This is a genomic window from Streptomyces sp. NPDC048142 (assembly GCF_043202835.1).
Classification (GTDB): Bacteria; Actinomycetota; Actinomycetes; order Streptomycetales; family Streptomycetaceae; genus Streptomyces.
Genome location: NZ_JBIDBC010000065.1, coordinates 1 through 12,649, shown reverse-complemented (window position 1 = coordinate 12,649; position 12,649 = coordinate 1). Strand labels below are relative to the sequence as shown.

The window sequence follows — 12,649 nt, the reverse complement described above, 5'->3', positions numbered from 1 at the left end:
GGCTTCAGGCGAGCCCACTGCGTATCCGTCAGATCTCCACGTGCCACAACACAAGATCATCCCACCTCAAGATCCACTTCCGATACACGCCCTAGACGGAAGTCGATACGGCCGTGCGGGGTGAACCGGACGGTCTCCACCGTCGTCGCCGTCAGCCGGCCGCCCGCCAGCGGGGTGAAGTGGGCGGCCAGGACCATGTCGCTGCCCCGCTCCAGCACCCGCACCTTCTCCCGCATCGCCCGGGTGGTACGCCCCAGATACGGCTGGGCGATCACCTCGAAGACCACGTCCTGGGGCGCCTCGATGTCCACGGTCTGCGGCCCCAGTGGGCGTGTGCGCCGGCCTACGCCCAGATCCACCGGCAGCGCCCCGCTCACCAGCCCCAGATATCCGGCCGCCACACCACCGCCTGCCGCTGCCACGAGGGCCAGCCGCCCCAGCCATGCCATACGCACGTCCCTTCCTCGCCGTCCCTGGCGCTGTGTCCGAAGCGACACTACGGCCCGGTGAGCCCCCACGATCGGTGAGCGCGCCCACGTACCCGCCGAGGACTACGGTGGCGGCACGTCGCCTGTGCGATCCAGGAAAGGGTTGGGGATAGGTGCCCGTATCCGATCTCGCCGACAGCCGTGCCGCCACCGACGCTCTCCTGCACGCGCTGAAGGCCGGCCGCTGGCGGCCCCGGGCCATCGCCGCTTTTCTGGCCGTGGCAGCCGACCGGTCGCTCACCCAGGCGGCGCTGCGTCCCCGGGCACTCGGACAGCTCACCGCACTGCACAGTGTCCTGTTCGCCGCGGCCTGCGGCCGTGGCGGCAGGAACTGGGTGGCGGCCAGCTGGACCGTCAGCATCCTCCACCTCGGGCTGTTGGAAGACCGCGACCGCCTTGCGCTCGCCGACGTGCTCACCCTCATCCGCGGCAACCTCCCCGCGCTGCCTGCGGGCAGCGGGCCGCGGTCAGGGCTGATGGCTCTCGCGCTGGATATGGCCGACGGACGCATCGCCCGCCGGCAGGGCACGGTGACCCCGTTCGGGGACTACGCCGACACCTTCGCGGACGCCGCGTTCTGGACCTGGTTCACCCTGCGCCGCGAACCCCACCGCACCATCCGGGCGGCTGCCGTCGCCGCCTGGGTCCTGCCCGTCGTCGCCGTCACCGCCACCGGCGTACGACGCGGCCGGATGCCCCAACGGCCCCGCCCCGCCCTGCTACGGCCGGCCGCAGCAATGCAGGTCCTCCTCGCCGTCCGCCACCTCAAGCGCCACCTGTCTGCGCCATCGACAGCCACACCGGCGCACCTCATACTGAAAGCAGGGCTTGGCGCGGCCAGGCCCTGAGCCGGGAGGTCGCTCATGGACTGGTGGCTGTGGGTTGTGATCGTCCTGGCGGTGTTGGCGCTGGGCGCCGTGTCACTGCTCGGGGTACAGGCGCGGCGGCGTAGTGGCGGGGTCATCGCGGGCGGCAGACACCACCCGCGCGGCGGAAAGAAGCCGGGACCGTGAGCGGCTACGTGCGGGCCGGCGAGATCGCGAAACTGCCCGTGGTCACCCTCGGGGGAGACGACATCGCCCAGGTCAAGGACATCGTCTTCGACGCTGTCGGCGGCAGTGTTCGCTGCTTCACCCTCAGCGGGCGCGGCTTGTTCTCCGGTCCGCTCAAGCGGGACCTGCTGTGGAACAAGGTGCACGCCCTGGGGCCGGACGCGGTGATGATCCGCGACGAGAACGCCCTCGCCGACGACGATGAGGCGGCCAAGGACGCCAAGGCCACCGGCGGCGGCAACGTCATCGGCTCCCGCGTGATGACCGAGGGCGGCACCGACCTCGGCAAGATCATCGACGTCATCATCGCGACGGGCCGCAATCCGGCCGTGGCCGGCTACGAAGTCGAATCCGCCGCACAGGGCCGTGAGCACCTTCTGCTGCCGGTGATCAAACCTGTGGCCATCTCCGGCGAGAGGGTCCTCGTGCCGGACGCGACGGGCGAGTTCACCGCCGGTGACCTGGCCGGGTTCGCCGACGCCGCCCACGGCCTGCGTACCCGCCTCGAACAGGAGAACTGATGCTGTTCAGCCAGGCCAAAGGACGCAACGTCGTCGCCGTGAGCACCGCAGAGACCCTGGCCACTGTCACCGGTCTCAGCATCGCTCCCGCACCCGCCCGCATTGCCGCGCTGCGGGTCAAGACCCGCGGCCCCGGCACCCAGGTGACCTGGAACAACGTGCACTCCTTCGGCCCCGACGCGGTCACCGTCCGCACACCCGACACCGTCCAGGGCGACCAGGACACCACCGCCCCCGCCGACAAGCACCACGACCCGATCGGCAAACGCGTCGTGACCGAAACCGGACAGGACCTCGGCGCCCTCGGCGACATCGACTTCGACGAAACCACCGGCCACATCCAACGCCTGATCACGGCCGGCCAGGACATCCCCGGCGAACGCCTCCTGGGCGCCGGTACCTACGCCATCGTCATCGCCGTCCCTTAGTGCCCGGGGGCGTGGCCGGGCCCCCGGGCCGCCCAGGGGGCGTGATGTGAGTCGCTTGACCAGCGGAGATGGCGCTTGGTCTACCGCCCACACGCACTGGCGCCACCGAGCCGTGCTGGACGGGCTCCCGAGACGCGGGGGCATTGCGTCGGTCGCCCGGTCGGTCTGCTGTGATGTGTGGGCGGTGCGCGAGATGGCGGGGCGACACCGAGGGCGCGCCGCCTGCGAGCGGTCGGCGCGCCGCGCTGGAGAGCGCGCCTGCCACAGGTGCTGGCGTCACTCATTCCATGGGGTCCCCGTGCCGCTCCATGAGGCGGCGCTCCGCGGCTTCCCGTTCGATCCTGCGGGCCTTGTCCTTGAGGCGCTGGCACTCGTCAGGGTCGGTGCAGTGCTCGGCCGCCAGCCGGAGATCGTCGGCCATGGTCTGAGGCGGCCCGGAGCGGCTGCCCGGCTGGTCGGAAGCGTTCACCACTGTCCGCCCTTCTTCAGTACCCGCAGCATGCCCATCAGCCGACGCATCTGCACGCTCCGTACTTGGTTGTCGCTCGCAGTGCCCTGGATGGGGCTCCGCTATGGGTGGGAGACGGTGAACAGGGCCCCGCCGGGGTCCCGGATGCCGCAGGTAGTACCTGTACCTGTACCGCATTCCGGCAGCAGGGGCGAGGGCTGGCCTCCGGCTGCGATGGCTGCCTCGACGGCCCGGCCAGTGTCCTGGACGTGGAAGTCGGTGATCCACCGGGCTTGGTCCTGCGGGTCAGGGACGGTGGCGCGCAGGGTGGCAACGTTGTGGCCGGAAGCCTGGACGACGATGGATGTTTCTGCGTAGTCGAGTGTGCAGCCGCCGGGTGGTCGGGCCCAGCCGAACACTTCGGAGTAGAAGGTCGCCGATTCGAATACGTCGCGGGTGTGCAGGTCCAGGCGGGCTGGGGCACTGTCGTGGCCGACCGACCAGGCCGGTGCGTTGCCCTCCCAGAACCCGAAGGTCGCTCCGTCGCGGTCGGCGGCGAGCACGGCGCGTCCTTGCCCGAGGGCGAGCGGTCCGACGGCGATGGTGGCGCCGCGCTCCCGTACCCGGTCCGCGGTCGCATCCGCGTCATCCACGGCGAACCGACGATGAGGCCCATCCCCGCGGCGTATGCGGCGAAGAGGAGTACTCCCTCACCTGTTGATCCGCTGCGGAAGGCGGAGACGACGATGGCGAGGAAGGGGGCGATCGTGCAGCCGAGCGAGGCGGTGGCGTAGGCCATGCCGAACAGGGTCATGGACGGGAGGGAGCGCGTCACGGCCGGGGCTCTGCGGACCTTCGGTGTGAGGGAGGGGAGCTGGCGGCCCATCAGCAGCCATCCTCCGGCAAGGGCCATGAGCAGTCCGAAGCCGATGGTGAACCAGGGGAGGTGTTCCTGGACCTGTCCGGCGACCGGCTGGACGGCGAGGCCGAGTATGCCGAAGAGGGTGGCGAACCCGATGGTGATGGCCGCCGTGGCGGTGAGTGCTCTGCCGATGGCGAGCCTTCGGCTGGGGTTGTCGTCGCCGAGGACGAGCAGGGAGAGGTAGGCGGGCAGAAGCGCGAAGCCGCACGGGTTGACGGCGGCGAGGATGCCCGCGCTGAGCGCGAGGGCGAGCGGCAGGTCGGACACCGGGGATCAGCCGACGAGCCCGGCTACCTTGCCGGCCAGGCCCTTTCCGCCGGGCAGGACGCCTTCGTAGGTAGTCTTGCCGTTCTTGTCGAGGATGACGTATCGGCTCTGTTCGGTGACCTCGAAGCGCTTCCACACCTCGCCGTTCTCGTCGGAGAGGTGAGGGAAGCCGCCGCTGTCGGTTTCGGCGACGAAGGCTTTCATCGCGCCGTTCTCGTCGAGCCCGGCGATGCCCACGACGTTGGCCCGGCCCGCGTACTCCGCGGCTACTTTCGCTGTTTCGGCGGCCTGTGCACGGCACTTGGGGCACCACGGTGCCCAGAACCACAGCACGGTGGGCTTGCCCGCGAGGGACCGGGCGTCGAACGCTTTCCCGTCGACCGTGGTGCCGGTGAACTTCAGTGCCGCGGGAACGGAGGCGCTGCTGTCTTCCTCGCCGTCGCCGGAGGGTGTCGAGGGCTGCGCCGAGGCGGCCGGTTCCTTTGGCAGCGACTGTGTGGTGTTCGTGCCCCCGCTGTCCGTGCCGCAGCCGGTGAGGGTGAGCAGGGCGACAGCCAGGGAGCCGGGGAGCAGGGTGCGGGCGCGCATCGAGAATTCCTGAGGATTCGGGGGAACGGATGTGAGCTGAGGCGGGGCCGGTCTGCTGTTCAGCGGTGTGGGTCTTACGAGTTGGTGACATCCCGGCAGGCGCCCTCCGGGCAACGGCTGCGGGGTGTGCCGGGTGATCAGGCGGACGGGATGTTGAGCTGGTCGAGTGCCGCGATGATGTCGGCGGGCTCGGCGCGCGTGGTGTAGTCCGTGGCCACGAAAGCCCAGCGGATGGTGCCGTCGGAGCCGATGACGTACGTCGCCGGGAGCGGCAGGGTGCGTGCGTGCCCGCCGTTGACGCGCTGGAGGTCCATGCCGAAGCCGTCGTACACGGAAGCGAGTTCGTCCGTCAGGTCGAAGGCGAGACCGTACTGCCTGGCGGTGGCGGAGCCGACATCGCTCAGCACGTCGAAGGTGAGGTCGTGTTTCTGTACGACGGAGAGGGACTCGTCGGCGATCTGGGGCGAGACGGCGACAAGGCGGGCTCCACGCTCGGTCATGGCGCCGACGTGCTGCTGGAGGGCTCGCAGGGCGAGGTTGCAGTAGGGGCACCATGCGCCGCGGTAGAAGGTCAGCACCACCGGTCCCGACGCCAGAAGGGCGCTGAGGCGGACCGTTCCTCCGTCTGCCGCGGGCAGGGCGAAGTCGGGTGCCCTGTCACCGGTGTTCAGCGCTTTGTCGGCCTGTCCGGATTCGGCGAGTTCACGGCCGGCCCTGTCCATGATCTCCCGTACGTGCTCGGGGATGTCCGACCGCCGGCTGGCGTAGAAGGCGCGCAGGTCCGTGTTGAGGCCCATCGTGGTTCCCTCCGATGCATATCTTGGAATGATCGGTTCAAGATGCCGTTCGATCCGGTGGGTGGGGCGAGTACCTTGGAGTCGATGATTACGGCTACGGCGAGGTGAGCATGCCGGATGTCAGGCACTTCGATCCGGACACGGCCCTCGAAGCGGTGGTACGGCTTTTCTGGGAGAAGGGTGTTGCCGCCACGGGCATTCAGGATGTGGTCGGCGCGACCGGCCTCAGCCGCTCCAGCCTGTACGCCACCTTCGGCGGCAAGCACCAGCTCTATTTGGCTGCGCTGGAGCGGTACACCCAGCAGAGTTCAGCGCCCGTTCTCCGGCGGCTCGCCGAGGACGGACGCGGGCTGCCGGCCGTGTTCGACTTCTTCTGTGCTCTGATCGACGTCCGGTGCGCGGGTGAGTACGCGCGGTGGGGCTGCATGATCTCCAACGCGTACGTCGGCGCCGAGAACGCCGACGCTGACGTACGTGCTGTCCTGGAGTACCAGCACGGCACCCTGCGGGACGCCATGCGCTCGACGCTGGCCACGGCCCGGTCGAAGGGGCAGCTGAACCCGGGTGCCGACGTGGAGGCGTCGGCCGAGCTCCTGGCGTTGGTCGCCCACGGCGTCAACCTACGGTCCCGGGCAGGGGCGGACACTCCGGAACTTCGCAGAGCCGTGACCGCTGCGATGGAGGGGCTCAGCTCCTCTCGGAGGAGTCCTGCCGGCTTCGGCGATGCATGAACGCGGCACAAGGTTCGCCGCACTGACATGAAGAACCCGGCAGCCGGAAGGGACTTAATTCAAGCCCCCAGGCAGGTCAGGGTGATGCTGGGCCGGAAGGGGGCCCAGCACGACTCGCCGGTCCGGCAGCCTCGGTGGCCGGGCGTGGCTTCGAGGCTGCCGGCCGGTGCAGCGGGTGCGGGTCGTGAGGCGAACACCGCACCAGCCGGCCTATCGCCGCGGCCAGGGGCAGGTGTCTGCCAGCAGGGCCCACTCCTGGTCCCTCTGACCGGGCACGACACGCCCCAGTGCCATCCAGTGCGCGACCAGCGCCGCGTAGATCGACCCACTGTCCGTAGGCGGGGCCAGTTCACCTTGGCCGGTGCCCGGGATAGGCCGCTGCGTCATTGTGGTCACGCCGTTTCAACGCGCGAACACCTGCGAGGTCACCCGCGGCGGGTGCGGCGATCGCGCAGCACGGTGTGGACCTGGGCGCTACTGGCGAGGCGCCTTGGGCTGAAGGCCCGGACGCGGGTCGCCCGCCTTCCCGTCCGTAAGGCGGCGGATCGCCACTTCGCCCTCCAGCCAGGCCGATGAAGGCAGGTGACGGCACCCTCGTACGGCTCTCGGGTGCCGAGTGGGCCCTGCCTCGTGGGGCGCACTGTGAGGCCAGTGGCATCTTCCGTGACCGTGACCTCCCGGTCGACACGACCGCTCGCTGCCGCTCCTGTGTCATGGACGGACGAGGTTGAACGTGATGCAGATCACGGATGTGCGCGCAGGTTGTGCACAACCGTTCGCCGATCTGGCTTGTCATGTTTATGGCCTCACCCGTGCCCCCCATGGTCGTACTCGGGCGGCCTCCCAGCCTTCGTGCCGTCCCCGACCGGCACCCAGACTCCGTAAAGGTCTCCATGAAGCTCCGCCGTGCCATGGCTGTCGCCGCAGCGACCGCCGTCCTCACCCCGCTCACCCTCCTGTCCGCGACCGCAGCGGTCGCGACACCCAGCCCCACCCCGACGACCTCCGAGACCTCCCCAGCTCCGGAGGAGTCGGAAACGTCCCCGGCCCCTCAGGAGTCGGAGACCTCGCCCGCCCCTCAGGAGTCGGAAACGTCCCCGGCTCCTGAGGAGTCCGAGACCTCGCCCGCACCGGAGGAGTCCGAGACCTCCCCGGCTCCCCAGGAGAGCGCGACGACGCCTGCTCCCTCCGCGACCCCGACGTCCCCGGCGGACATATGCAACGGTGAGGAGGAGCCCACGCTCGACAAGAACCTGCGTACCACCTTGTCGGGGCTGCCCTCCAAGGTCGTCGCGGGAAGCGGGTTCCACGGCTTCGAGCTGAATGTGGCCAACAAGGGTGACAGCGCCTACAAGCGTGTCGACCTCGGCGTGTTCGCCGCACAGGTCGACACCGACACGTGGGAGGAGACCACCGGTCACCTCACGCTGCAGTTCAAGAACCCCGACACGGGCCAGTGGACGGACATCTCCCTGGACGAGAACGACGAAGGAGCCGGCTACCTCGGCTACACCGACGTCCGCGCCCAGGAGTCCTTCTCCATCGACATGCGCCTGAGCGTCGGCAAGAACGCCCCCGAAGGCTTCGGCTTCGCCATCAGCATCGGCGTCTACGCCGATGACAAGGGCAACTGCGTCTTCGCCGGCACCGATTCCTTCTACGAGTTCGACATCCTCGCCGCCGGCGCCGAGCCCGGCAATGTCAACGACGCCGAACCCCAGGAAGGCGGCAAGAAGCCCCTCCCGGTCAAGCCGGCCGGCGGCACCGAGATCAACCCCGAGGGCACCCTCGCCCAGACGGGATCCGACTCCAACCTTCCCGTCATCGCCACCATCGGCGGCCTCGCGATCCTCGCCGGTGCCGGCGTCGTCTTCGGCCTCAAGCGCCGCCGCCCCAACGCCACCCCGACAGCCTGACGCCTCGGCGGACGCTCCTCACACTGCCGTGATTGTAAGGAGGGTGCGATTCCGCGTCGCGGAGAGACCGCAAACCACCACTCCGCTACCTTGCCCATGCCCCGGGAAGAGGGCCGCCAGGCCCAGCGCGGGGTTAGCACTCTTCGTGGGAGCCTGCGGGCCGACAGGAGCCGGCGAACGGTGACCCGGTGCAGGTGCTTGTCTGCCCTTCTCGACTGCTGTCTCACCGAACGGCAGGTCAGCCCTCCTGGTCGTGGCCAGAAGGGTCTGACCTGCCGTTTCGTCGGCGGATTCCCCGGCCTTACCCCCTCGCCGGGCGGCCCGCGATCAGCACCACACCGGCGGCCTCGAACGCGGAGTCGATCATCCGGTGCGGAAACGAAGCTCGACCCCTTACCGACGGGCAACGACTCCCTCGCGAGCAGCCCGAATCCGGCCGCGGTGACCTGCGCCCGCGCAGCGCCCGTCACCGTCCACGCACACACGCTCGGTCCCTGCGGATTCCGAACTTCCGCACTCGCTCAGCGGCCCTCGCCGCCCCGGAACCACTTCAGCGCCGCTCCCCGCGCAGTGAACCCCCACTTGTGGCCACGTATCCTCATGAAACGGGGTTCCTGGTCAGGTGGCCCTCCGGACCGGCGCTGGTGTTGAAAGACCCCGCCCTCTCCGCCGGTTCCCTGGAGTGCTGCAGTGCCGCCCGGCGGTGACGTGGCGGGCCGCCTTCGCCCGGCTGTGGAAGCGCCATGCGGCCTGGCCAGGGAGGCGCGGAAGCGGATGCGCGTCCGAGGCCAGACGCGGCCGCACAGAATCTCGGTCCGGCCCAGATCAGCCTTCCAGCATCACGCCCGCCGGCGCTTGCTCCGGTCGGCGGAGCCCCTGTCCGGACAGTGTTCGGGCCAGCTGCCAGGCTCACGGAGTTCTCCGTGTCCTGGGGGCGCGTATCAGGACTTGCCCGGTCCGGTTGCCGGTTGGGCGGTGACGACGAGGTTGGCTGTGTAGGTGCGGGTGGTGGTGTCCCAGTCGGCGCAGGTGATCAGGGTGAGGAGGGGCTGGGTGGCGGGCGCGTAGACGGATTCGGCAGGGAAGTTGTCCTGGTCGTAGACGTTGAGTGCGGTGACGGTGAAGTGGGCGATGGACTTGTCGCGGCGGTAGACGGTGATGCGGTCGCCCTTGCGCAGGACGCCCAGCGGGTAGAAGGCCGCCGGTCCGCGGGTCGTGTCGAGGTGCCCGACGAGCAGGGCGTTGCCGCGTTGGCCTGGGGTGACGGATCCGGAGTACCAGCCGGCGTGGTCTCCCTGGCCGGGAAGGGCGATGGTTCCGTCCTCGGCGGTGCCGACCGTGTCCACGGCTGCGTCGAGGCCGACGGCCTGCGCGGTGATCCGCACGGGCCGGGACGGGCCGAGAACCGGCAGGTTCTTGTCCGCGGCGGGCTGTATGGGGGTGTCGTGCGTCCGGGCTGCTGCGGGCGGCGCCGGAGGAGGCTGAGGAGAGTGCGTGAAGGCTGCCAAGGCCAGGAGTGCGAGTCCGGTCGCGGTGCAGGCGGTGGCCGCCGCGGGGCAGAGACCGCGGCGGCCACAGATGCGGCTCAGTGCCATGGCTGAACGGGTCAGTTCTGGCGGTTCGCGCGGCGGCGCAGGACAAGGGCGCCGCCGGCCGCCCCCAGGAGCACTGCTCCGCCTGCCGCGGTGGCTACCGTGCTGACGGGTGTGTCCGAGGCCGCGAGCTGGGTGCCGCCCTGGCCGCCGTGGACAGGCCCGTCGGCGGACTTCTTCAGCGCCCCGCACAGTGCGGGGTTGGTGGCCTCGGCGGGCAGCTTCGGGTCGAGGTCGCTGGGGCCGAGGTTGTCGTCGTACTTGCCGTTGCTGTTGTAGTCGATGCCGTGGACGACGACGACACCCGTTCCCTCGCGCAGACTCTGGGCGGCTTCGTCACTGAGCTTGATGGTGCGCTCGTAGTGGTAGTCGGAACCGACCGGGAACCGGTCCACGGCCAGTCCGGAGGCGGGGCTGGTGTCACCGGCCGTGGTCAGCGACGTGCCGATACTCCCGTAGAAGGGGATGCCGTCGGTGGTGTTGAGGAACCGCTTCCCGTTGCGGACCTTGGCCGCCGAATCCGGCGGGCAGACGCCCTTCGCCGCGATGTGGAAGTGCTGCGCGTGCGGCGCGCCGGCCAGCAGACCGCTGACCTTCATCTTCACGTGCGCCTCGTTGCCCTTGAGGCGGACCTGGGCGGTCCCGTAGCCGGTGACCTTGTTGACCTTGAACGGATCCAGCTGCGCGTGCAGCATGATCGCGCGGTCACCGTGCTCCTTGTACGAGTCGTCCGCCAGCGCCGGTGAGGCCAGTGCCACAGCAGGGGCAAGGACGGTCAGGGCCGCCAGTATGCGGACAGCAGACTTCGACATACAGCTCTCTCCTCTGAGTCAGTGGGGCAGGCGCACATCGACGCCCGACGTGTGTATGCGTGCCTGCCGTTGCCAGGACCGACTCTCTGCCGCCTCCGGCGCACCGGCCACCGGAGCCACGTCGCTCCGTTCTCCTCCACGGGGCCGTACCTCACCGCACCAGCCCCCCGCTCACCTGGCCTGTTGCGTCAGCGACAGCATCAGAGCGCGATGAACACGTGCACGCAAACGGGTGCACCTATCCAGGCGCTCGGGCACAAGCGAGCGAGGATCGGGAGGGCTCGCTCCGTGCAGTCCCAGGCTGGCGGGCAGCGGCAGGGCAGGAAGCGCAGACACTCGCCTTTTGCCGACGCGATCAGCGGGAGTTCTCGGATGGCTCCAGGGCCGGCCCAGGAGCCTGCGGCCGGCACCTCCAGGCTTCTCTACGCTTCCGGGCTGTGACCGGGCGGGGAAGCGCCCACGCTGTCGGACGCCCGCCGTGCGGTGCGGGAGCGGAACAGGCGGACCAGAAGCGTGAGGGCGGAGACCGCGAACAGTACGGCGGTGATCAGCAGCCAGCGGCCGAGGAAGACGTCGTCGGGAAGTGTGGTGTAGGCGGTGAACCGGTTTCCCCGTTCCAGGATGAGCGGGAAGTACGTCAGGAACAGCAAACCGGAGAGGAAGACCGGGACCCGGCCGTGGTTGGTCCAGCCTCGCCCCGCGCTGGTCTCGGCGCTGAGCCGGCGGTCGCCGAGCACGATCTGGGCGGCGCGGTCGGTGAGTGTGTACAGGGGCAGCAGGACCAGGTCGTGGAGCAGGGCGGCCCCGGCGAACCACAGGACGACCATCCAGGGTTCCTGACCGCCCAGGAGCCTGATTCCGGCGTAGCCGGTCAGGGCGAACGAGCCGAGGATGAGGAGCAGGTGCAGCGGTGAGGCGCCGTAGCGCTCCTTGAACGCCCTCATGCGCGGTCTCCGAACGTGAGCGTGGTGACCCACTTGGTGTTGTGCACGCCGGGGTTGGCCGGGACGATGACCCGCGCCGGATAGCCGTGATCGGCGGAAAGGTCGGCGCCGTTCACCTTCAGGGCGAGCAGGGAGCGGGCGTCGCGTACCTGGTTGTCGCGCAGCGTGGTGGAGCGGAAGGCGCCGCTGCGCTGCGCGGACTGCACGAACACTCCGGGCGCGAGCTCCGCGTAGCCGACCAGGGCGGCCAGGTCCCGCAGGCGTACGCCGCTCCACAGCTGGTCCTCGGTGGACCAGCCCTCCACACAGGCGATCGGCAGGGCCGCGCTGTGCTGGGGCAGGGCCAGTACCTGGGGGCGGGTGAGTACCCGCTCCTGCCCCTGTCCCCGTACGACCAGCCGCCAGGCGGGCCCCACATCGCGCGGCCGGATGCCTACGCCGGCGGCGCTCTTGTTGACCTGGAAGCCGTTCGGTCCTGGGCCGGGGTCCTGACCGCGCGGGGCCAGGAGCGCCGTGCCGCGCCAGGCCCCGCCGATGCTCTGACCTGCTGTCATCGCGAACAGCAGCAGCGATCCCGCGCCGACCATACCGAGCGCGCCCCGCCAGGAGATCGTCGGCGCGGCCGGCTCCGGCGTGGTCAGGCCGGTCGGGTCGGTCAGGCTGGTCGGGCCGGCCGTGGCGGGGGCCGCTCCGGCTCTGGCGTTCTTCGCGGCGGGGCGGCGCAGTTCCTCGCGCAGGCCGCCGTTGCGGAGCATGCGGAGCGCAACGTGGAGGACGAACGCTCCGATGAAGATCCAGGCGCCGTAGAAGTGCAGGGGGTAGAAGGAGCCGGGGAAGATGTAGTCGAGCTGGATGTTGAGCAGGCCGGTCGCGAACTCGAAGAGCACTCCGCCCACCAGCAGGAGCAGGGAGATGCGCTCCAGAGCGTGGCTGAGGGACTTCACCGGCGGCCAGCTGAAGAGACGGGGGACCACCGACCAGAGTTTCGCCAGCAGTACCGGGATCAGCACGATGCCGAGCGTGACGTGCACACCCTGGTTCAGGCGGTACGGGTCTTGTCCCCGAGGGGTGGACACCTGTTCGTATCGTTATGCGGCGAGTGTCAGGGTAGCTGACTGCTGTTCGTAGGCGATCGGTGCTTGC

The 12,649-nt window shown here is 69.8% G+C and carries 14 protein-coding genes and 1 pseudogene; 5 read left to right on the top strand and 10 right to left on the bottom strand.

Going from position 1 to position 12,649, the window contains the following annotated elements; translation table 11 throughout:
- Positions 1 to 56: 56 nt before the first annotated feature.
- Positions 57 to 455: a hypothetical protein gene (locus ACGF2Y_RS36185; RefSeq protein ID WP_392956250.1), complete on the bottom strand. Its 399-nt coding sequence runs from the start codon at positions 453 to 455 to the stop codon at positions 57 to 59.
- A 146-nt stretch (positions 456 to 601) separates the two neighbouring features.
- Between ACGF2Y_RS36185 and ACGF2Y_RS36180 the strand changes: the two genes are divergently transcribed.
- The 3 genes from ACGF2Y_RS36180 (at position 602) to ACGF2Y_RS36170 (ending at position 2,489) form a co-directional block, all read left to right on the top strand.
- On the top strand, positions 602 to 1,336 hold the full coding sequence (locus ACGF2Y_RS36180) for a CDP-alcohol phosphatidyltransferase family protein (protein WP_392956247.1): 735 nt from the start codon (positions 602 to 604) through the stop codon (positions 1,334 to 1,336).
- 161 nt (positions 1,337 to 1,497) lie between these two features.
- Positions 1,498 to 2,061, top strand: coding sequence for a PRC-barrel domain-containing protein (locus ACGF2Y_RS36175; protein ID WP_392956246.1), 564 nt, complete (start codon positions 1,498 to 1,500; stop codon positions 2,059 to 2,061).
- Positions 2,061 to 2,489 (top strand): PRC-barrel domain-containing protein, encoded by a 429-nt coding sequence (locus ACGF2Y_RS36170; protein ID WP_392956243.1) that lies wholly within the window; start codon positions 2,061 to 2,063, stop codon positions 2,487 to 2,489. Before ACGF2Y_RS36175 ends, ACGF2Y_RS36170 begins: the two co-directional genes overlap by 1 nt.
- Positions 2,490 to 2,769: 280 nt before the next feature.
- Here the strand turns inward: ACGF2Y_RS36170 and ACGF2Y_RS36165 are convergent, their stop codons facing one another.
- The 5 genes and pseudogenes from ACGF2Y_RS36165 to ACGF2Y_RS36145 all read right to left on the bottom strand — a co-directional run bounded on the left by ACGF2Y_RS36165 (position 2,770) and on the right by ACGF2Y_RS36145 (position 5,511).
- Positions 2,770 to 2,958, bottom strand: coding sequence for a DUF6381 family protein (locus ACGF2Y_RS36165; RefSeq protein WP_392956242.1), 189 nt, complete (start codon positions 2,956 to 2,958; stop codon positions 2,770 to 2,772).
- A 101-nt stretch (positions 2,959 to 3,059) separates the two neighbouring features.
- Positions 3,060 to 3,590 carry a VOC family protein gene (locus ACGF2Y_RS36160; protein ID WP_392956240.1) on the bottom strand — a complete coding sequence of 177 codons (531 nt, stop codon included), beginning with the start codon at positions 3,588 to 3,590 and terminating at the stop codon, positions 3,060 to 3,062.
- 26 nt (positions 3,591 to 3,616) lie between these two features.
- Positions 3,617 to 4,126 (bottom strand): annotated as a pseudogene (locus tag ACGF2Y_RS36155) (cytochrome c biogenesis CcdA family protein); the annotation flags it as partial.
- A 6-nt stretch (positions 4,127 to 4,132) separates the two neighbouring features.
- Complete coding sequence (locus tag ACGF2Y_RS36150) at positions 4,133 to 4,714, bottom strand: redoxin family protein (RefSeq protein WP_392956239.1); 582 nt, start codon at positions 4,712 to 4,714, stop codon at positions 4,133 to 4,135.
- 137 nt (positions 4,715 to 4,851) lie between these two features.
- On the bottom strand, positions 4,852 to 5,511 hold the full coding sequence (locus ACGF2Y_RS36145) for a peroxiredoxin-like family protein (RefSeq protein ID WP_392956237.1): 660 nt from the start codon (positions 5,509 to 5,511) through the stop codon (positions 4,852 to 4,854).
- A 110-nt stretch (positions 5,512 to 5,621) separates the two neighbouring features.
- Between ACGF2Y_RS36145 and ACGF2Y_RS36140 the strand changes: the two genes are divergently transcribed.
- Positions 5,622 to 6,242, top strand: a complete 621-nt coding sequence (locus ACGF2Y_RS36140; RefSeq protein ID WP_392956235.1) for a TetR/AcrR family transcriptional regulator — start codon at positions 5,622 to 5,624, stop codon at positions 6,240 to 6,242.
- Between the two features lie 893 nt (positions 6,243 to 7,135).
- The gene (locus ACGF2Y_RS36135) at positions 7,136 to 8,158 is read left to right on the top strand and encodes an LPXTG cell wall anchor domain-containing protein (RefSeq protein WP_392956233.1); all 1,023 of its coding nucleotides are present in this window, start codon (positions 7,136 to 7,138) and stop codon (positions 8,156 to 8,158) included.
- 941 nt (positions 8,159 to 9,099) lie between these two features.
- On the opposite strand, the gene ACGF2Y_RS36130 is transcribed toward ACGF2Y_RS36135, so the two are convergent.
- The 4 genes from ACGF2Y_RS36130 to ACGF2Y_RS36115 all read right to left on the bottom strand — a co-directional run bounded on the left by ACGF2Y_RS36130 (position 9,100) and on the right by ACGF2Y_RS36115 (position 12,582).
- Positions 9,100 to 9,753 carry a sortase domain-bontaining protein gene (locus ACGF2Y_RS36130; RefSeq protein ID WP_392956230.1) on the bottom strand — a complete coding sequence of 218 codons (654 nt, stop codon included), beginning with the start codon at positions 9,751 to 9,753 and terminating at the stop codon, positions 9,100 to 9,102.
- An 11-nt stretch (positions 9,754 to 9,764) separates the two neighbouring features.
- Positions 9,765 to 10,562 (bottom strand): hypothetical protein, encoded by a 798-nt coding sequence (locus ACGF2Y_RS36125; protein WP_392956227.1) that lies wholly within the window; start codon positions 10,560 to 10,562, stop codon positions 9,765 to 9,767.
- Between the two features lie 422 nt (positions 10,563 to 10,984).
- Positions 10,985 to 11,506, bottom strand: coding sequence for a hypothetical protein (locus tag ACGF2Y_RS36120; RefSeq protein WP_392956225.1), 522 nt, complete (start codon positions 11,504 to 11,506; stop codon positions 10,985 to 10,987).
- Positions 11,503 to 12,582 (bottom strand): molybdopterin-dependent oxidoreductase, encoded by a 1,080-nt coding sequence (locus ACGF2Y_RS36115; RefSeq protein WP_392956223.1) that lies wholly within the window; start codon positions 12,580 to 12,582, stop codon positions 11,503 to 11,505. The genes ACGF2Y_RS36120 and ACGF2Y_RS36115 overlap by 4 nt, the downstream gene beginning before the upstream one ends.
- Between the last annotated feature and the right edge of the window lie 67 nt (positions 12,583 to 12,649).

Bases quoted from the DNA above. Each gene is read 5' to 3' on its own strand.
- ACGF2Y_RS36170 (WP_392956243.1), top strand. From the start codon at position 2,061: ATGCTGTTCAGCCAGGCCAAAGGACGCAACGTCGTCGCCGTGAGCACC.
- ACGF2Y_RS36150 (WP_392956239.1), bottom strand. From the start codon at position 4,714: ATGCGCGCCCGCACCCTGCTCCCCGGCTCCCTGGCTGTCGCCCTGCTC.
- ACGF2Y_RS36145 (WP_392956237.1), bottom strand. From the start codon at position 5,511: ATGGGCCTCAACACGGACCTGCGCGCCTTCTACGCCAGCCGGCGGTCG.
- ACGF2Y_RS36140 (WP_392956235.1), top strand. From the start codon at position 5,622: ATGCCGGATGTCAGGCACTTCGATCCGGACACGGCCCTCGAAGCGGTG.
- ACGF2Y_RS36135 (WP_392956233.1), top strand. From the start codon at position 7,136: ATGAAGCTCCGCCGTGCCATGGCTGTCGCCGCAGCGACCGCCGTCCTC.
- ACGF2Y_RS36130 (WP_392956230.1), bottom strand. From the start codon at position 9,753: ATGGCACTGAGCCGCATCTGTGGCCGCCGCGGTCTCTGCCCCGCGGCG.
- ACGF2Y_RS36125 (WP_392956227.1), bottom strand. From the start codon at position 10,562: ATGTCGAAGTCTGCTGTCCGCATACTGGCGGCCCTGACCGTCCTTGCC.
- ACGF2Y_RS36120 (WP_392956225.1), bottom strand. From the start codon at position 11,506: ATGAGGGCGTTCAAGGAGCGCTACGGCGCCTCACCGCTGCACCTGCTC.